The 18,397-nt window shown below is 74.0% G+C and carries 18 protein-coding genes; 10 read left to right on the plus strand and 8 right to left on the minus strand.

Going from position 1 to position 18,397, the window contains the following annotated elements:
- Positions 1–27: 27 nt before the first annotated feature.
- Both ACFQ11_RS26050 and ACFQ11_RS26055 read right to left on the minus strand, forming a co-directional pair.
- The gene (locus tag ACFQ11_RS26050) at positions 28–252 is read right to left on the minus strand and encodes a hypothetical protein (RefSeq protein ID WP_378303141.1); all 225 of its coding nucleotides are present in this window, start codon (positions 250–252) and stop codon (positions 28–30) included.
- Between the two features lie 146 nt (positions 253–398).
- Positions 399–1,067, minus strand: a complete 669-nt coding sequence (locus tag ACFQ11_RS26055) for a TetR/AcrR family transcriptional regulator (protein WP_378303143.1) — start codon at positions 1,065–1,067, stop codon at positions 399–401.
- Between the two features lie 55 nt (positions 1,068–1,122).
- Here ACFQ11_RS26055 and ACFQ11_RS26060 point away from each other — a divergent pair, with 55 nt between their 5' ends.
- Both ACFQ11_RS26060 and ACFQ11_RS26065 read left to right on the plus strand, forming a co-directional pair.
- Positions 1,123–1,710 (plus strand): HAD family hydrolase, encoded by a 588-nt coding sequence (locus tag ACFQ11_RS26060; protein ID WP_378303145.1) that lies wholly within the window; start codon positions 1,123–1,125, stop codon positions 1,708–1,710.
- A 91-nt stretch (positions 1,711–1,801) separates the two neighbouring features.
- On the plus strand, positions 1,802–2,767 hold the full coding sequence (locus ACFQ11_RS26065) for a UbiA family prenyltransferase (protein ID WP_378303147.1): 966 nt from the start codon (positions 1,802–1,804) through the stop codon (positions 2,765–2,767).
- A gap of 13 nt (positions 2,768–2,780) precedes the next feature.
- Here the strand turns inward: ACFQ11_RS26065 and ACFQ11_RS26070 are convergent, their stop codons facing one another.
- A complete protein-coding gene (locus tag ACFQ11_RS26070; RefSeq protein ID WP_378303149.1) occupies positions 2,781–3,623 on the minus strand; it encodes an SAM-dependent methyltransferase in 843 nt (280 codons plus the stop codon).
- Positions 3,624–3,690: 67 nt separating this feature from the next.
- The gene (locus ACFQ11_RS26075) at positions 3,691–4,761 is read right to left on the minus strand and encodes a hypothetical protein (protein WP_378303151.1); all 1,071 of its coding nucleotides are present in this window, start codon (positions 4,759–4,761) and stop codon (positions 3,691–3,693) included.
- Positions 4,762–4,928: 167 nt separating this feature from the next.
- Between ACFQ11_RS26075 and ACFQ11_RS26080 the strand changes: the two genes are divergently transcribed.
- Positions 4,929–5,600 carry a peptidyl-tRNA hydrolase gene (locus tag ACFQ11_RS26080; RefSeq protein ID WP_378303153.1) on the plus strand — a complete coding sequence of 224 codons (672 nt, stop codon included), beginning with the start codon at positions 4,929–4,931 and terminating at the stop codon, positions 5,598–5,600.
- Positions 5,601–5,727: 127 nt separating this feature from the next.
- Here the strand turns inward: ACFQ11_RS26080 and ACFQ11_RS26085 are convergent, their stop codons facing one another.
- Positions 5,728–8,250, minus strand: a complete 2,523-nt coding sequence (locus tag ACFQ11_RS26085; protein WP_378303158.1) for a M14 family zinc carboxypeptidase — start codon at positions 8,248–8,250, stop codon at positions 5,728–5,730.
- Positions 8,251–8,430: 180 nt separating this feature from the next.
- Here ACFQ11_RS26085 and ACFQ11_RS26090 point away from each other — a divergent pair, with 180 nt between their 5' ends.
- On the plus strand, positions 8,431–9,501 hold the full coding sequence (locus ACFQ11_RS26090) for a zinc-binding dehydrogenase (protein WP_378303160.1): 1,071 nt from the start codon (positions 8,431–8,433) through the stop codon (positions 9,499–9,501).
- A gap of 15 nt (positions 9,502–9,516) precedes the next feature.
- Here ACFQ11_RS26090 and ACFQ11_RS26095 read toward each other — a convergent pair whose 3' ends face one another.
- Positions 9,517–10,653 (minus strand): hypothetical protein, encoded by a 1,137-nt coding sequence (locus ACFQ11_RS26095; RefSeq protein ID WP_378303162.1) that lies wholly within the window; start codon positions 10,651–10,653, stop codon positions 9,517–9,519.
- 189 nt (positions 10,654–10,842) lie between these two features.
- On the opposite strand from ACFQ11_RS26095, the gene ACFQ11_RS26100 reads away from it, so the two are divergent.
- The 6 genes from ACFQ11_RS26100 to ACFQ11_RS26125 all read left to right on the plus strand — a co-directional run bounded on the left by ACFQ11_RS26100 (position 10,843) and on the right by ACFQ11_RS26125 (position 17,069).
- Positions 10,843–11,142 carry a hypothetical protein gene (locus ACFQ11_RS26100; protein ID WP_378303164.1) on the plus strand — a complete coding sequence of 100 codons (300 nt, stop codon included), beginning with the start codon at positions 10,843–10,845 and terminating at the stop codon, positions 11,140–11,142.
- Between the two features lie 481 nt (positions 11,143–11,623).
- Positions 11,624–12,706, plus strand: coding sequence for a sugar ABC transporter substrate-binding protein (locus ACFQ11_RS26105; RefSeq protein ID WP_378303166.1), 1,083 nt, complete (start codon positions 11,624–11,626; stop codon positions 12,704–12,706).
- 113 nt (positions 12,707–12,819) lie between these two features.
- Complete coding sequence (locus ACFQ11_RS26110; protein WP_378303168.1) at positions 12,820–13,605, plus strand: ATP-binding cassette domain-containing protein; 786 nt, start codon at positions 12,820–12,822, stop codon at positions 13,603–13,605.
- Positions 13,606–13,618: 13 nt separating this feature from the next.
- Complete coding sequence (locus tag ACFQ11_RS26115; protein ID WP_378303170.1) at positions 13,619–14,902, plus strand: sugar ABC transporter permease; 1,284 nt, start codon at positions 13,619–13,621, stop codon at positions 14,900–14,902.
- 188 nt (positions 14,903–15,090) lie between these two features.
- The gene (locus ACFQ11_RS26120) at positions 15,091–15,846 is read left to right on the plus strand and encodes an ATP-binding cassette domain-containing protein (protein WP_378303179.1); all 756 of its coding nucleotides are present in this window, start codon (positions 15,091–15,093) and stop codon (positions 15,844–15,846) included.
- Positions 15,843–17,069 (plus strand): ROK family transcriptional regulator, encoded by a 1,227-nt coding sequence (locus ACFQ11_RS26125; RefSeq protein ID WP_378303171.1) that lies wholly within the window; start codon positions 15,843–15,845, stop codon positions 17,067–17,069. The genes ACFQ11_RS26120 and ACFQ11_RS26125 overlap by 4 nt, the downstream gene beginning before the upstream one ends.
- A 19-nt stretch (positions 17,070–17,088) precedes the next feature.
- Here the strand turns inward: ACFQ11_RS26125 and ACFQ11_RS26130 are convergent, their stop codons facing one another.
- Together ACFQ11_RS26130 and ACFQ11_RS26135 are read right to left on the minus strand one after the other, a co-directional pair.
- A complete protein-coding gene (locus ACFQ11_RS26130; RefSeq protein ID WP_378303173.1) occupies positions 17,089–17,673 on the minus strand; it encodes a flavin reductase family protein in 585 nt (194 codons plus the stop codon).
- A 162-nt stretch (positions 17,674–17,835) separates the two neighbouring features.
- Positions 17,836–18,397, minus strand: a 562-nt coding sequence (locus ACFQ11_RS26135; RefSeq protein ID WP_378303175.1) for a flippase-like domain-containing protein, incomplete at its 5' end; no start/stop codon positions are given.

Raw genomic sequence — 18,397 nt, forward strand, 5'->3', positions numbered from 1 at the left:
CGCGCGGTCACCCGCACCGGCCGCCGATCACCCGCCCGCCCGCGCGTTCAAGATCGCGTCGCGCAGCCGCTGCGGAGTCTCGGCCTCCAGCAGGCGCGGCCCGTCGCGCAGCGGCACCATGGCCCACCACGATCCGGTCGCCTTGCCGTACCAGACCCGCACCCCCGGGAACTGTTCCTGCAGCCCGCGCGCCGTCGCGGTGCGCATGGCGGGCGTGGGCTCCCCGTTTCCGGCGTCCTGGTCGGACGTCATGTCGCCCTCCCCCCGTAGAACTCATCCGTAACAGCGTCCCCACGGGCCAAGTCATCACCCCTGCCCGGGAAGTGTGACTAAGCACACTAAAGGGGTTCACGAGGGCGCACCGGCGAAATCGCGGGGGCCGCGGCGTCCGTCCGGGCTCAGTGCAGGTTGATGCCGTCGAACATGACCTTCAGGTAATGCTCGGCGAGCCCTTCGGCGTTGAGCTTCCCGCCCGGCTTGAACCAGCGGATGGCCACCCACACCGTGTCGCGGATCATCCGGTACGTGAGCTTCGGGTCGAGGTCGAGCCGGAACACGCCCTGTTCCTGGCCGGCCCGCAGCGTGTCCACCCACATCTTCTCGACCTCGTCCTCGGACTTGGTCAGGTAGGCGAACCGCTCCATCCCCTTGAGGTAGTTCCAGTCGTTCTGCATCACCGTGATGGCCGCGCGGTGCGGCTCCAGCGTGCCGAACGCGGTGCGGACGAGCCCGGCGATCGTCGCGCGCGGGTCGTCGTTCTCGTCGATGACGCGGCGGTACGCCGCCATGATGTCCTCGAAGAAGCCGGTGAGGATCTCGTCGACGATCGACTCCTTGGAGTCGAAGTGGTGGTAGAGGCTGCCGGACAGGATGCCCGCCTCTTCGGCGATGTTGCGGACCGTCGTCGCCTGGAAACCCTTCTCGGCGAACAGCTCGGCCGCCAGCTTGACCAGGTGCTCGCGCCGCTCCGACGCCAGGGCCGGGGAACCCTTGCCGCGGCGGCGGGTTCCGCCCCCGCCGGAACCGCGGGTTCTGGGACGTCCGGAATCAGCGTTCGTCGTGGTCACTCCCTCATTATGCCGTGCCGGACAACCGCTTGCTCGCCTTGCGTAGTCTCGGAGCATGCCCGATGTGATCGTGTTCGACCTGTACGGAGTGATCGCCCGCACCCAGTCCCCGGAGGCGGTGCGGCGCATCGAATCCCTGGCCGGATGCTCCGGCCCGGCGTTCTGGGACGCGTACTGGTCGTGCCGTCCCGCCTACGACGCCGGGCAGGAGAGCGCCGCCTACTGGACGGACGTCGCCGCGGCCCTCGGCACAGAGTTCCCGGACGTGCCCGCCCTGATCGAGGCCGACCTCGAAAGCTGGACCGACGTCGACGACCGCATGGTCGCCCTCGTCGGCGAGCTGGCCGACGAGGGACGCGTGCTCGGCCTGCTCTCCAACATCATCACCGACCTGGTCCCGCGCATGGAGGAGAAGCACGGCTCCTGGCTGTCCCGCTTCGACGCGCTGACCTACTCCTGCCGGATCGGCGTCGCGAAGCCGGACCCCCGCGCCTACCGTATCTGCGCCGACCGCCTCGGCGTCGACCCCGCCGACGTCCTCTTCTTCGACGACACCGAGCGCAACGTCCGCGCCGCCCGCGAGGTCGGCATGCGCGCCGAAGTCTTCACCGGCCCCGCCCAGGTCCGCGCCCTCCTCTCCTGAACCACACCGCTCCCTTGCATGGAGCGGCGGGTAGAGGGAAGGTCAAATAGACGAAACGTCAATAGATGATCGTCTTCCGGGGGTGGCGGCCGTGCGCGCTCACCAGACCGATCGGCGGGCGGTGGTGCCGTGCGCGTGGCGGGTCCTGCTCGACCTCTGGCTGATCGCCCGGCCGGCGATCTGGCTGGTGTCGCTCGTCCCCTTCTACGTCGGGCACCTGCTGGCCACCCGGTGGCTGGTGGCGGGACAGGACGCCTGCGTGCCGCCCACCGGCGGGTGCGCCGCCGCCGCGGCGCCCGTCCTGACCGGGCTCGTGGTGTGGGGGCCGCTGGTCTGGCTGGCCGCCCTGGCGATCAACGACGCGTTCGACCTGGACGGCGACCGGCGCAACCCCCGCAAGGAGGACGCGCCGCTCGTCGAGGGACGGCTCGGGGTGCGGGGCGCGCTCGTCGCGGCGCACCTGGCGGCGGCCGGCGCGCTGCTCGTGGCGCTCACCGTGCGCCCCGCGTTCGCGCTGGTGACGCTCGGTTTCCTCGTGCTCGGGTGGCTCTACAGCGTGCCGCCGGTCCGGCTGAAGGACCGGCCCGGGTTCGACGTGGCGACCAACGCGGTCGGGGTGGGCGGCCTGGCGCTGCTCGCCGGATGGACGGTCGTGCGGCCGCTCGACGGCTTCCCGTGGGCGATGGCGGTGCAGGGCGTCCTGGTGGCGACCGCCCTGTACGTGCCGACGACGGTCACCGACTACAAGGCCGACCTGGCGAGCGGTTACACGACGATCGCGGTGCGGCTCGGGCCCCGCGGCGCCTACCGGATCGGGCTCGCCGCCTGGACGGCCGCGTGCGCGGGCACGGTCGCGCTCGCGGCGGCCGGGCACGTGTTCCCGCAGCGGACGCTGTGGGTGCAGGCCGTCTTCGCGCCGCTGCTCGTCTGGCTCTACCACCGCTACCTGGGGAGCGCGCGGGGACCGGGCGAGGTCGTCCACGGGCTCGTCGTCGTGTGCTGGGCGTTCCTCGTGCCCTACCTGGCGTTCGCCCTCGCCTACACGGGCGTCCTCTGAGGTTCGCGGGCCGCTAAGGCTTGCGGGCCACGCCGCCGAACGAGTCGATCGGCGTCCCGGCGTCCAGTTCGGGGAAGTCGGGACGCCACAGCGGGGTCGACACCACGCCCGGCTCCACCATCTCCAGGCCGTCGAGGAGCGACTCGATGAACTCGGGTGTGCGGGCGTGGTACGGGACGGTCCCGGCCTCGGCGCACAGCCGGAGCGCCTCCCCGCGCGCGGTGGCCTCCGCGGGCGTCCACTCGTCCACGCCGAGCACGTTGGTCCCGTCGTTGACCGCGACGATGCTGCCGGACGGGAGCGCGTCGACGAGCCGCCGGACGACGCCGCGCGGGTCGTCCTCGTCCGGGACGTTGCCGATGACGCCGAGCAGCAGCAGGCCCACGGGACGGGAGAGGTCCAGCGTTCCGGAGGCCAGCTCGACGATCGCGGCGGTGTCGCGGACGTCGGCCTCGACGTAGGCGCAGTCGCCCTCGGGGAGGCCGGTGAGCAGCGCGCGGGCGTGCGCGACGACCAGCGGGTCGTTGTCGACGTACACGACGCGGGAGCCGGGCGCGGCGCGCTGGGCGACCTCGTGGGTGTTGTCGACGGCGGGCAGTCCGGTGCCGACGTCCAGGAACTGCCGCACGCCCTGCTCGATCATGTGGTGGACGACGCGGACGAGGAACGCGCGGGAGTGCCGCGCGACGTCGGCGATCTCCGGGTAGACGGCCGCGATCCGGTCGCCGACCTCGCGGTCGACGGGGTAGGTGTCCTTGCCGCCAAGCCAGTGGTTCCACAGCCGGGCCTGATGCGGTCTCGTGGTGTCGATGATCCCGGCGAGCCGCCGGCCGCCGTCCGTCATGGTGGCCCTCACGCGTCCGGGGGAGTCGGTGCGGATCAGCGTAGTGCGGCGGGCCCGGCGCGGGGCGGGGGCGGCCGGATCAGGACGCGGGCGGGAGCCGGTCGGCGGCCTCGGCCGCCGCGGTGAGGCGCTCCCGCAGCGTGGTGATCAGCGCCTCGGACTGTTCGGTGAGCCGGTCGATGGCGGGGATCGCCAGGTCGTCGCGGACGGTGTCGGCGACCAGGTCGTCGTACTCGTGCGCCTTCGCCGCGATCTTCTCGAGCCGGCGGTGCGCGTCCAGCGCCTCGTCCGCGGCGCGGACCCGCTCGGCGTACCGCTCCAGCGCCTCGATCCGCCGGTCGACCGACTCGACGGACAGGTCGAGCTTCTCGCGCAGCGGCCGCAGCGCCGCCTCCACCTCGGGCAGCGCGGCCGTACCGGCCATCTCCGCGTGGTCGGCGCGCAGCCTCGACTGCCGCGCGAGGAGCTGCGCGATCTCCCACTCCTGGCGCGGCAGCATGACCGCGTTGTCGGCCGCGTCCAGCAGCCCCTCCCGGTTGACCCGCGAGTCGCGGACGGCGTCGAGCGCGGCCTGCGCGCGGGCCAGCATCGCGCGGCCGTCGGCGTCGAAGTCGTCGAGGGTGTGGTAGCGGTCGCGGTTGCGCTCCAGTTCCCGGAGGCGCCGGATGTCGGGCGCCAGCGAGCGGGACCCGAACGTGATCATCATGGCGAGCATGCCGAGCCCGAGCAGCCAGAACGGGCCGAGCAGCGTGGAGCCGATCAACCCGAGCATGAGCATCGACGTCGGGACGAGCCAGCCCGGCAGCATGCCGCGCGCGGCGACGGCGTCCAGCTCGGCGCGCAGCGCGGGGTCGGCGACGGGGCGCGGCTCGGGTGCCTCGCCCGCGCCGGTCGCCGCGGTGCCGCCGACGCGTTTCCAGTCGGCGCCGGTGTGGGTCTCGAAGGCGACGTCGGTGGCGGCGATCTCGATCTCGATGCCGCCCTCGGGCAGAGGCCAGGACGCCACGGGCTCGCCCTCGCCCGGCCCCGGATAGCGGACCCACCAGCCCCCTTTGGCGTCGGTGCACAGATACCGCCCCGGCGCGATGTCGATGCCGACGAAGAACGTGCCGTTACCCGGGATGGAATCGCTCCACTGGCCAATGGTCACGGGGACCTCCCACCAGACTCCTCCGCCTGGGCGGCCCCGCCCGGCGCAGACGTCGGCCGCCTCCCACTCGTTCTGAACGATCGCGGAACGGTCAAGGTTGCCGTACCCACTCTCAGCGGCGGAAAGTCGTGTGCGGGGCATTGGATCGGGTTTGGAATACTCCAGGAGTGCGACCCGACTTCGATCCTCTCGACGATCCGCCGTGGGCCATGCAGCTGGTGGTCCGCGCCGAGAAGGCCGGCCCGCCCGCGCACGGCGCCGTCTGCGAGGCGGCCGCGGCGGCGGTCGTCCGGCTCCTCACCGACCCGCGGGCCGTGGAACCGGACGGCGAGTGGCGCGCGGCCGTCCACGCGTGGGAGTCGCGCCGGATCCGGAAGGTGACGCGGCGCGCGCGGGGCGTCCGCTGGCCGGAGGCGCAGGCGCTGCCGGGCGTCACGGTCGAGCACGCGGGCGCGCAGGTGCGGGCGTTCCCGCCCGCCCCGGTGTCGGACGTCCCGCCGCAGCTCGCGAAGCTGCAGGTGGCGGGACTCGACCTGGCGGAGGCGGAGCGGCCGCCCCCGCCGCCGGAGGCCCCGTACGCGGCGATCGCCCTCAACCCGGACGTCGCGATGACCACGGGCAAGGCGGCCGCGCAGTGCGGGCACGCCGCCCAGCTTCTCCTGCGGCAGGGGAAGAAGAAGCACGTGGCGGCGTGGCTCGACGCCGGCGCGCGCGTGCACCTGACGCGGGACGTCCCGTGGCGGACGTGCGTGAAGGAGGCGGCGGTCGCGGTCCGCGACGGCGGGTTCACCGAGGTCCCGCCCGGCACGATGACCGCGATCGCCTGGATCGTCCGCTGACCGGGATCGACCGAGGGGGCGGGCGCACCGGCCCGCCCCCTCGATCGGCCCTCACGGCCGTGCCGTCGCCTCGGCCTTCGTCACTGCGGCCCGTTCGTCACTGCGGCCCGTTCGTCACTGCGGCCCGTCACTTCGGCAGGGTGACGGCCAGCGGTTCGATGCCCGCCTCGCCGATGAGCCCCGGCAGGCGCCGCGCGAACGGGTGCCGGTCCGCCGGAAGCCCGCGCGGGTTCTCGATCACGAACCGGACGACGCCTCCGTCGCGGCGTTCGTCCCACGTCGCCCCGACCGACCGCAGCACCGACGCCGCCGCGCCCGCGTCACCGGCGCGCACCGAGACCCGGATCGGCGACTCGCGGTCCGGCAGCGCCGCCGCCGACCGGGACGCCTCCGCCGTCGCCCGCGGCTGCGCCGCCCGCCGCGGATCCGGCCCGAGGACGGCGTTGTACAGCAGCTCCGCCGTCCCGTCGGTGTACGCCCGGAAGTTCGGCTCGGCCGCGAACAGCACCGAGCGTCCCGCGCCGACCGGCTGGTCGACGACCGCGGCCGTCCCGCCCAGTTCCTCGCCGCCGCGCTCGTAGCCGGACACGGACCAGCCGGGGGAGCCGCTCTCGGGATAGCGGACGACGACGCCGCTGGAGGCGCGCATCACCGCGTCGTAGGAGGTGAAGTTCCAGACGTCGCCGCCGACGCCCTTCGCCAGCGGGCTGCCCTGGTCGACGGTCGCGCGGAACAGCGTGCCGGGGATGTCGGAGGCCGGCTCGGTGAGCGTCGCGGTGGTCAGCCCGAGCCGGGCCGCGAGCTCCGTGCCGCCCTGCCAGCCGACGTACCGGCCGCCGCCGCGCGTCCACTCCCGCAGCGCCGTCCGTCCCGCCTCGCCGAGCGCGTCGTGCGCCGCACCGGCGGGGCCGTCCGGCACCAGCAGGACGTCCACGCCGTCCAGCTTCCCGGCCGCGACGTCGGACGGGTGCAGCGACGTGAACGGGAGCCGCCAGTCGCGGTCGAGGCGGTGCCGCAGCCAGCCGGTCGACTGCCGCGCGGAAGACGAGGTCTTCGACAGTTGCAGGACGCCGATCTCCGGGGCCCGGCCCTGGTGCCCCGGACGCTCCGCCGGAACCGGCCGCACGGGACGCGCGCGGGGCCGCAGTTCCGCGCCGGACGAGCCGCCCGACACGTTCGCCAGCAGCGGCAGGCTCCACGCCGTCACGTCGTAGAAGTACGGGAACGGCGTGTAGGAGTCCTCGTTCAGCATGGCCTGGATCCAGTGCTTCTCCGGCTGAGCCATGGAGATCCAGTAGGTGCCCGGGGGAAGCGTGGTCTTGCCCGCGGGACTTCCGTACTCCTTGTAGTCGGGGACGGTCAGGGGGCGCACGAGTCGCTTCACCTCGACCCCCATCCGCTGGAGCCTGCGCACGATCGTCCGCGCCTCGTCGCGCTTCGCCCGGTCGTCGTCCCGCAGGAAGTAGTGCCGGACGGGGCGGTCGGGGACCTGGCGCACGATCTCGTTGCCCGGGTTGTAGACCTGGTTGGGTTCGAGTTCGCCCGCCTCGCCCTGGTCCCGGGCCTCGACGGCCATCGCGCGCCACTCGGTGAGGAGCCGCTGCCGGTTGCGGGCGGCGGCCGACAGCGTCACCCACTGCGTGAGGTACTGCTCCGTCACGCGCTCCGGGTAGGGGCTCTCGCCGCCCTTCTCGAACGTCATCCCGGCCGCGTGGAACGCGCTCGTCGGCACCGTGTCGCCGTACCCCTGGTAGAAGAGGTCGTAGACGTTGCGGTTGAAGAAGTCGATGCCGCGCCGATCGAACTCGGCGGCCATCGACGTCCCGTAGATCCCGTTGATCCAGCCGATGGCCTGCTCGGGCGTCTCGTGGTAGACGGGGTCGGCGTTCGGCGGGAAGAAGTACGACGTCCCGCCCATCTCGTGGGCGTCGATGTAGAGGACGGGCGGGTACTGGTTCAGCATCGCCAGCTTGGCGTCGGTCTCCGGCTGCGTCCGCGCGAACCAGTCGCGGTTCATGTCGAAGCCGTAGGCGTTCTCCCGGGTGCCGAGCTCGCGCCCGTCCGGGTTCTGCGTCGGCAGGACCACCACCAGCGCGTTGCCGAGGATCCGTTCGGCGGCGCAGTCCGTGCGGTCGCCGAGGTCGCGCAGCACCCGCAGGGCGGCGTCCGTCCCGCTGGGCTCGTCGCCGTGCACGTTCCCGCTGACCCACAGGATCGGGACCCCGGTCCGCGCGAGCCGCTCGGCGAGACGGCCGGGCGTGCGCGGGTCGCGCAGCCGGTGGGCGTCCCGCCGGACCTTCGCCAGGCCCGCCTTCGTCACCAGCCGCGGCTCGCCCACGACGGCGTACTTCAGCGGGCGGCCTTGTGCGCTTTTGCCGAGGGTCCCGGACACGACGCGGTCGCTGCGCGCGGCGACCGTCTCCAGATACCGGTCGGACTCGGCGGCGCTCACCGGGCGCTCGCCGAGGTCGAAGCCGAGGACGTCCGCGGGCGCCGGGACGTCGCCGCGGTACTCGGGCTCGGTACGGGTGGGATCGCAGGTCGCCGCGGGGGGAGCGGCCGGCCGGGCGGCGGCGGGGGCCGCGAGGGCGGCGGGCACCGCCAGGGACGCGGCCAGCGCCACCGACCACGTCGTCTTTCGCACTCTCATGCGAAAGAAAGTGACATGGGGCACACCGTGCACCAAGGGCAACATCTGCCAAGATCGGCTTTTCCCGCCCCCGGACCCACAAACCTGCCAGCGTCTGGTGGCGCGAGGGACTATCGCGCGGGCGCCCGACGTGGTTCCGTTCCGGGAACGACCGTACGCCCGGAAGACCGGAGGCCGCGGATGCGCGCTGCGTTGACCACCGCCGACAAGACCCTGATCGTGACCGAGGTGCCCGACCCGGTCCCGCAGGAGGGGCAGCTCCTCGTCCGCACCCTCGCCTGCGGGATCTGCGGGTCCGACCTGCACGCCCTCCAGGACCCGGACGCCTTCATGGAGACCACCCGGCGCTCCGGCGGCACCCCGCACGACCCCCGCGACGGGCTCGTCTTCGGGCACGAGTTCGCGGGCGAGATCGTCGCCTACGGCCCCGGCACCGAGCGGCGGCTGCCGATCGGCGCCGCCGTGTGCGGGCCGCCGATCGGGATCGGCCCGCAGGGCGCCGGCATCATCGGCTACACCCCCGCCTACCCCGGCGGATACGGCGAGTACATGATCCTCAACGAGGGTCTCACCATGCCGGTCCCGGACGGGCTCGCCCCCGAGACCGCCGCCGTGACCGAGCCGTTCGCCGTCGGGACCCGCGCCGTCGTCCGCAGCGGGATCGCACCCGGCGCCGTCGCGGTCGTCCTCGGCCTGGGCCCCATCGGGCTCGGCGTCGTCGCCGCCCTCAAGGCCCGCGGCCACGGACCGGTGATCGCCGTCGACTTCTCCCCGAAGCGCCGCGCCCTCGCCGCGGGCCTCGGCGCCGACGAGGTGATCGACCCCGCCGCGGCGTCCCCCTACGACCGCTGGGCGGACCTCGGCGTCCCCACCGGCACCGTCGACCGCGTCGCCGCCGAGCTGCTCGGGCTCGACGTGCGCCAGGCCGTCGTGTTCGAGTGCGTCGGCGTCCCCGGCGTGCTCGGCGCCGCCGTCGAGGGCGCCCCCGCCGGCTCGACGATCATGCTGGTCGGGGTGTGCATGCAGCCGGACGAGATCGAGCCCGGCGTCGCGGTCAGCAAGGAGCTGACGATCCGCGGCACGTTCGGCGCGCTGCCCGCCGAGTACGGGGCGACCCTGGCCGACATCGCCGCGGGCCGCGTCGACGCCGGGTCCGTCATCACCGGCACGGTCGGGCTGGACGGGCTCGCGGACGCGTTCACCGCACTGTCCCGGCCGGACGAGCACGCGAAGATCGTCGTCGTGCCCTGACGCGCGGGGACCGGGTCAGCGGCGCGGCAGCCGGTTGATCGCCGCGAGGGCGAGTTCCTGCGTCCGGGTCAGCCCCTCCGGCTGCGCACCCGGCCCGGTCCCGGACGTCCGCGCCGCGCCGCCGACCTGCGCCTTCGCGCTCAGCCCGTACGACAGGAACAGCAGGACCACGAAGCCGCCCAGGTACAGCGTGTGCTCCAGCAGCCCTGCCCAGCGCCCGGTGTAGACGTCCAGGACCGCGAACAGCGCGAAGCCCGCCATCCATCCGGCCAGCGGCGGCACGAACCAGGTGTCGCGGCGGCGCGCGACCGCCGCCGCGCTGATCAGCACGAGCACCACCTGGACCGCCTTCGCCAGGACGAGGATCGCCCCGGACGGGCCGGACGCGAAGTACTCCCCGACCTCCTCGCGCCGGTCGCCCCACAGCAGCGTCCCGCTGATCAGGCTCATCACCCCGTAGGCGAGGAGGAACACGCCCACGGTGTAGTGCTGCCGGTGCCACGTCGGGCTCTCCCCGGGCTTCGCCGCCCCGCTCGTCCCGCCCTGCACCGGCGGTGCGGAAGGCGGCGGTGCGGAGGGGGGCGCGGCCGGGCGCGGTGCCGGGACGGGCGCCGCCGCCGGTTCGGCCGCGGGAAGCGGCGCCGGAGCCGTCGCGTCCGCCGGGTCGGACGGCCCGGCGGGGCCGGGGACGGGCGGCAGCGGCGCGGGCCGGGTCGCCTCGGCGTTCGGGGCGGGCTCCCGCGCGGGCTCCCGGGAGGTGTCCACCGGCTCGTCCTCGGGCGGGGCCACGGGAAGGGGCGCGGGCCGCGTCGCCTCCGGCTCCGGCACCGCCTCCGGCTCCGGCTCGTCCTCCGGGTCCGGCTCCTCGGCGTCGCCGCCCGCGGACGGTGCGGGCATCTCGGCCGTCCGGGCCTTCTTCGGGGTTCGCGGGGCCGGTCCGTCCACGAGGGTCTCCCCGGCGACGAGCTCGTCACCGGCCTCGCCGGTCTCCTCGGCAGTCTCTTCGGCGGCGTCCTCGGCGGCGTCCTCGGTGGTGCCTTCGGCGGGCTCGTCGCGGGTCCGGTCCGCGGCCGTCGCGGTCTCCTCCGGCGTGCCGCCGCGCTTCGGCAGCCGCTGGTCCGGCCGTGTCCGCTCCGCCTCGGCGCCGCCCACGTCATCGCCCCCATCTCGCCGCTTGCCGTCTGCAATGCGCAAGATATCCCGGATGGCGGGCCGTCCGTCGGCGCGCCGCGCCCGTCCGTCGCGGCACGCCCCGCTGACCTGCCCGAAGTGCTTGCACACGGGCCGGGGACACGGAAGGGTGACTCCTCGTCGGGCCGCCGGATCCACGAAGGAACGAGGATGACGCCTGACGGCATGGAGCCCGCGACGCCGACGAAGTCGCGGATCGAATACCTGGAAGAGCTCGGCGACGCGCTGTCCGCGCGCGGCTTCCGCGTGCGCCTCACGCTGCCTCGCGGGCAGTCGCCCGCGCTGCACGTGGCGAACCCGGCCGCGTCCGCCCTCACCGAGACCATCCTCGTCGAGCAGGCCCCCGACGGCTGGTGGTTCTGGTGGTCGTGGTCCGAGCGGATCACCCTGGCCGACGACGTCGCCGGTGCGGCCGACCGCATCGCGGCCGTGCTCGCGGCGCCGCTCTGACGGACCGGCCGGCGCCGGCCGTCCCCTAGGGATGGGCTCGGTCTCCTCTCCGGAGGGCGGCCCGGTCCTTCCGAGGATGCGCAGGTCCCTTCGGCTGCGCGGTGGCCGCATCGGCCCCGGTTCCTTCCGAGGCGTCAGCGGCTCTCCGCGTCCGTCCAGGCGGCACTCCGCCCGGGCGCACACCGCGCCCGGCGGGGCCCGGGCGGCGCGGACGCGGGGAATGTTGGTGCGGTGAACAATCCGGCGTCCGGCCCGGTCATGGCATTGATCAGGTCGTTCGTCCGCAACCCGCGGTTCGCCTCGCGTTACTTGATTGTTACTGCCCACAACAAATTCGGCGAGGTCCGGGTCTGGCGCGACGGCCGGACGCGACATAAGTTGCGGGGCACAACATTCACGCCGGTGGAGGACGGGCCCGTACACCGGCCGAAAAAACCCCCGAGGCCGCTCCGCGGCCGACCCCCCAGAAAGGACCCGGGCTATGCGCAAGGGGATCCTCCGCCTGGCGGCGGCCTCCGCCGCCGCGGCGGTGTCGCTCACGTCGCTCACCGCGTGCGGGGACGACTCCGGCAGCGGCTCGACCGGCGCGGCCGAGGGCAAGATCGGCGTGATCCTGCCCGACACGACGTCGTCGGACCGCTACGAGAGCTTCGACCGCCCGTACCTGGCCGAGGCGTTCAAGACGGCGGGCGTCGAGTACGACATCCAGAACGCCGAAGGCTCGGCCCAGCGGTTCCAGACGATCGCCGAGCAGATGCTCACCAACGGCGTCACCGTCCTGATCGTGGACGGCATCGACTCCAACTCGGCCGCCGCCGTGCAGCGGCTGGCGAAGAACCGGGGCGTGCCGACGATCGACTACGACCGGCTCACGCTCGGCGGCGTCTCCGACTACTACGTGTCGTTCGACAACGTGGTGGTCGGCGAGCACCTCGGCAAGGGCCTGCAGGAATGCCTCGGCGACGAGCAGGCGAACATCGCCTACCTGAACGGCGCGCCGACCGACAACAACGCGACGCTCTTCGCGCAGGGCTACCACGGCGTCCTCGACAAGGTCGCGAACTACAAGAAGGTCGCGGAGCAGGCCGTCCCGGACTGGAAGGCCGAGGAGGCCGCCACGCTCTTCGAGCAGATGTGGACCGAGCAGAAGGGCGAGATCGACGGCGTGCTCGCCGCCAACGACGGCATCGCCAACGCGGTCATCTCGATCCTGAAGAAGAACCGGGCGGCCGGGGACGTCGCCGTGACCGGCCAGGACGCGACCCTGCAGGGCCTGCAGAACATCCTGGACGGCAACCAGTGCATGACCGTCTACAAGCCGATCAAGCAGGAGGCGGACGCCGCCGCGAAGCTCGCGGTGTCGCTGCTGAAGGGCGAGAAGGGCGAGACGAACGGCACCGTCAAGGACCCGAAGGGCAACCGGGACGTCCCGTCGGTGCTGCTCGAGCCGGTCACCGTCACCAAGGACAACATCAAGCGGGTCGTCGACGACGGCTTCGTGAAGGCCGCGGAGCTGTGCGCGGGCGCCTACGCGCAGAAGTGCAAGGACGCAGGCGTCCAGTGACGGCTCCCCGTTGACCTCGTGGCGGGCCCCCGCTCCCCGAGAGCGCCCCGGGTGCCCGGAACCCCGGGACGCGCCGGGGGCCCGCCACGGGCACGACCTCTGGAAGGAAACACGTGGCAGACAACGGTGACCCCGTACTGCGCCTGACCGGGCTCAACAAGAGCTTCGGCCCCGTCCACGTGCTGCACGACGTGGACTTCGCGGTGCGGCGCGGGGAGGTGATGGCCCTCGTCGGCGACAACGGCGCGGGGAAGTCCACCCTCATCAAGTGCATCGCCGGGATCCACCCCGTCGACTCGGGCCGGATCGAGTTCGAGGGCCGCCCGGTGACCATCGACGGGCCGCGCGCCGCCGCCGACCTCGGCATCGAGGTCGTCTACCAGGACCTCGCGCTCGCCGACAACCTCGACATCGTCCAGAACATGTTCCTCGGCCGGGAGCGGCGGAAGTTCGCCGTGCTGGACGAGGCGTCCATGGAGAAGGCGGCGCGCGAGACCCTCGCGCGGCTGTCGGTCCGGACGGTCAAGTCGGTGCGGCAGCAGGTGTCGAACCTGTCGGGCGGACAGCGGCAGACGGTCGCGATCGCCAAGGCCGCCCTGTGGGAGTCGAAGGTCGTCATCCTGGACGAGCCGACGGCCGCGCTCGGCGTCGCGCAGACCGAGCAGGTCCTGGACCTGGTGCGGCGGCTCGCCGACACCGGCCACGCCGTCGTGCTCATCTCGCACAACATGAACGACGTGTTCCGGGTGGCCGACCGCATCACCGCCCTGTACCTCGGCAGGGTCGCGGCGGACGTCGCGCGCTCCGAGGTCACCCACGGCCAGGTCGTGGAGCTCATCACCGCCGGCCGTTCCGGTGATCTCGGCCTCGCGCCGACGACCGCCGCCGAGAACATCTGAAAAGGGGCAGCAGGTGTCCACCGAAATCCCCGAAGGCAAGGAAACCGCCGTGTCGATGGCGAAGTCGGACTTCGCCATCGACCTGGGCCGGCACGACCTGCGCGCGGCGCTGCAGGACTACTGGGGCCGCCTGCGGGCCGGCGAGCTCGGCGCCCTGCCCGCCGCGCTCGGCCTGATCTCGCTCATCGTGCTGTTCACCGCCATCAAGCCCGACACGTTCCTGAGCAACACCAACATCGCGAACCTGTTCACCCAGGCGCTGCCCATCTCGCTGCTCGCGATGGGCCTGGTGTTCGTGCTGCTGCTCGGGGAGATCGACCTGTCGGCGGGGGTGACGAGCGGCGTCGCCGCGGCCGTCCTGGCCAAGCTGCTGACCGACGCCGGATACGCCTGGCCGGTCGCGGTGATCAGCGCCCTCGCGGCCGGAATCGTCCTCGGCGCCGTGATCGGCTGGCTGGTGGCGGTGGTGCGGATCCCCTCGTTCGTCGTCACGCTGGCGTTCTTCCTCGGCCTGCAGGGCGTCATCCTGTGGCTGATCGGCGAGGGCGGCACGGTCGCCGTCCGCGACGACGTCATCGTGGCGCTCGCCAACCGCAACATGCCGATCTGGCTCGGCTGGACGCTCGCCGCCGCCTGCTCGGCCGGCTACGCGGGCCTGCAGCTGCTGCGCTGGCGGCGGCAGCGGTCCGCGGGCCTGCACTCCCGCCCGCTGCAGCTCGTCCTGCTGCAGGCCGGGGCGATCGCCGCGGCGCTGCTGATCGGCACCGCCGTGCTGAGCGTCGACCGCGCGCCCAGCCCGCTGGCCGTCGTCGCGGGCGTCCCGTGGGGCGTGCTGCTGGTCGGCGTCCTGCTGATCGGCTGCACGTTCGTCCTCACCCGGACGCCGTTCGGACGGCACGTCTACGCGGTCGGCGGCAACGCGGAGGCCGCGCGGCGGGCCGGCATCAACGTCACCCGGATCCGGATCTCCGTCTTCATGATCGGGTCGGGGCTGGCGGCGGTCAGCGGCATCGTCGCGGCGTCCCGGCTCATGTCGGTCAACACCGCGGCGGGCGGCGGCGACACGCTGCTGTACGCGGTGGGCGCCGCGGTGATCGGCGGGACGAGCCTGTTCGGCGGCCGCGGCAAGGCGCGGGACGCGATCCTCGGCGGCCTGGTCATCGCGATGATCCAGAACGGGCTCGGGCTGATCGGGACGTCGGCGTACCTGACGCTGCTCATCACCGGCATCGTGCTGCTGTTCGCCGCGAGCATCGACGCGCTGGCCCGCCGCCGGCGCGGCAGCACCGGCAGATGAACCGGCCCGGCGACCAGCGGGAGCCGATGGCGCGCGCCGTCGGCTCCCCGGTCGCGCCCGCCGGCCCGTCCGGGCTCTCCGCCCGGGACGGGCCCGCGGGCGTTTCCGCACCGTGGGCGACCGCTGATACGCTCGGCGTCCACGGCCGCGCGGGACGCGGCGGCGCGGCACGGTGGGAGCCCAGCGGGATGTCGACTCCTGTTCTCGACCTGCGCGGCATCGACAAGAGCTTCGGTTCGGTCCAGGTGCTGCACGACGTCTCCTTCTCCGCTCGCCCCGGCGAGGTCACCGCCCTGGTCGGCGACAACGGCGCGGGCAAGACCACCCTCGTCAAGTGCATCGGCGGCGTCCACCCGGTCGACCGCGGCGAGTACCGCTTCGAGGGACGCCCGGTGCGGCTCGGCAGCCCCCGCGCGGCGTCGTCCCTCGGCATCGAGGTCGTCCACCAGGACCTCGCGCTGTGCGAGAACCTCGACATCGTGGAGAACCTCTTCCTCGGCCGGGAGCGGCGCCGCGGCCTCGCGCTCGACGAGGAGGCCATGGAGGACATGGCGCGCCGCACCCTGTCGGGGCTGTCGGTCCGGACGGTCGGCTCGGTGCGGCGGCGGGTGGCGAACCTGTCGGGCGGGCAGCGGCAGACGGTCGCGATCGCCCGTGCCGTGCTGTGGGACTGCAAGGTCGTCGTCCTGGACGAGCCCGCGGCGGCGCTCGGCGTCGTGCAGACCCAGCAGGTCCTGGAGATCGTGCGGCGGCTCGCCGACCGGGGCCTCGCGGTCGTGCTGATCTCCCACAACATGAACGACGTGTTCGCCGTCTCCGACCGCATCTGCGCGCTCTACCTCGGCCGGACCGCCGCGCAGGTGCGGACCGCCGACGTCACGCACCGGCAGGTCGTCGAACTGATCACCTCGGGCGTCAGCGGCGACCTGGGGCTGCGCCGATGAGGGCGGCGCCGTCGCAGGAGGACGTCCGGCGGCACAACCTCGGGACGCTGCTGCGCTTCGTGCACCTGCGCGGCCCCGCGTCCCGGGCGACGCTCGCGGAGTCCCTGGGGCTCAACCGCAGCACGATCATGGCGCTGACGTCCGACCTGACCGCCGCCGGGCTCGTCCGCGAGGAACTGCCGCGCGGGCCGGGGCGGCGCGCCGGGCGCCCGTCGCTCGTCGTCCGTCCCGAGTCCACCCGCGTGTACGTGCTGGCGTTCGAGGTCGCGGTGGACCGGTTCGTCGTCGCGCGGGTCGGCCTCGGCGGGGTGATCCTGGACCGGCGGGAAGGCCGCCGCGCCCGCGACTCCGACCCGGCGGAACTGCTGGGCACGCTCGTGGCGGGGGCCCGCTCGCTCGTCCGCAAGGCCGAGCGGGACGCGGTCTGCGTCGGCGCCGCGCTGGGTTTCCCCGGGACGGTCCGCCGCGCCGACGACGCGATCATGTTCGGCCCGAACCTGGACGTCGGCGACCTCCCGCTCGGCGACGCGCTGTCGCGCCGCCTCGGGCTCGGCATCCCGGTGTCGGTCTGCAACGACGCCAACCTGGGCGCGCTCGCCGAGCACGAGCGCGGCACCGGGGTGGGCTGCGACAACCTCATCTACCTGCACGGCGACGTCGGCGTCGGCGGCGGGATCATCGTCGGCGGGCGGCTGCTCGGCGGCGACGAGGGGTTCGGCGGCGAGGTCGGGCACATGGTCGTGAACCCGGGCGGGCGGCGCTGCGCGTGCGGGTCGAAGGGCTGCCTGGAGGCGGAGGTGGGGGAGCGGACGCTGCTGTTCCACGCGGGCCGGGAGGAACGCCCCGACATGGTGGGGCGGGACGCGGTGCGCGCCGTCGTGGACGCCGCCGACCGGGGCGACATCGTGGCGCGGGAGGCCCTGCACCGGGTCGGGACGTGGCTCGGCCTCGGCGTGGCGAACCTGGTCAACATCTTCAACCCGGGCCTGGTGGTGTTCGGCGGGACGCTCCGCGACATCTACCTGGGGGCGGCCGCGCAGGTCCGCAGCGTGCTGGCGCAGGGCGCGCTGGCCGCGCCGCGCGACAAGGTCCGGCTGCGGACGGCCGCGCTGGGCGACGACACGACGCTCGTCGGGGCCGCCGAGTTCGCGTTCGCGGAGGTCCTCGCCGACCCGGTGCAGGTGCTGGCGCGCCTGCGGACGCCGGAGAACGAACCCGTCTGACGGGCCGGGCGCGGGGGCGTCAGGCGAGACCGCCGTAGCCGCCCCGGTAGTAGATCAGCGGGTCGTCGCCGCCCTGCCTGCCGAGGTCGTGCACGCGGGCGACGACGATCGCGTGGTCGCCCGCGGCGTGCTCCCGCTCGACCGAGCATTCGATCCAGGCGATGCCGCCGTCGATCAGCGGGGCGCCGCCGGGGGACTCGGTCCAGCGGACGCCGGCGAACTTGTCGCCGCCCCTGGCCGCCAGCCGGCGGCTGGTCTCCAGTTGCCGCTCGCCCAGGATGTTCACGCACAGCCGCCCGGCGTCGCGCAGCCGCGGCCACGTGGTGCTGGTGTGCGCGACGCAGAACGCCACGAGCGGCGGGTCGAGCGAGACGGACGTGAAGGAGTTCGCCACCAGGCCCAGGGGACGCCCGGTGCCCGGCTCGACGGCGGTGATGGCGACCACGCCGGTCGCGAAGCGGCCCAGCACCGAGCGGAACCGGGCGGCGTCGATGTCGGTGACCGGCGACGCGGTCCCGGGGGACGCCGGCGGGGGCGCGGGGGGCGTCGGCGGGGACTCGGGGGACGTGGTCGCCGGGTCTGCCGCGGCGGCTCCGTCGAGCATGGTCGCAATCCCTCCCTCGTGGGCCTCGCGCGTCGCGCACGGTGCGCGGAACGCACGTCCAGTACAGCCGACATGAGTGGACGTTGATTCCAAAGGGGGACGAACTCGGTCAAAGGTCCTGGTCGGGCCTAGGACGCCGGACGGAGCGGGACCGGGCGCGCGTCAGCGGCGGCGGGGCTCGGCGGACGCCGCCGCGCCGTACCCCATGCCGAGCGCCATCCCCGACGACGCGGCGCACAGGCCGTCCATGGCCAGCCGTCCCGCGCGCGCCGCCCGCGCCCTCGCCCGCGCGGGCACCCGCGGCCCCTCGCGCAGCGCGACCCACGCGGCCCACCCGACCGCGACGACCGCCCAGTACGACACCAGCCGGTACAGCGCGACGGCCGCGACGGCCGGGGCCAGTGCGGCGCCGAGCGCGGCCAGCGCCGCCGCCATGCTCGTCTCGATCGCGCCGAGCCCGCCCGGCAGCAGGGGCAGCGCGCTGCCCGCCGCCTGCGCCGCGAAGTAGGCGAGCGCGACGCCGTGCGGCGGCACCGCGATCCCGACGGCGTGGGCCGCCGCGAACAGCGCCAGGATGTCGAACGCCCAGTTGGCGATCGCGAGCGCGGCGAGCGCCGCCCAGTCGCGGCCGGACGGCCGCAGCACGTCCCGCGTCTCGGCCAGCCCGGCCGACACCCGCGCCGCATGGGGAGCCAGCCGCGGGTGCGCCGCCGCCCGTCCGCCC

It is taken from the genome of Actinomadura sediminis (assembly GCF_042675525.1).
GTDB lineage: Bacteria > Actinomycetota > Actinomycetes > Streptosporangiales > Streptosporangiaceae > Spirillospora > Spirillospora sediminis.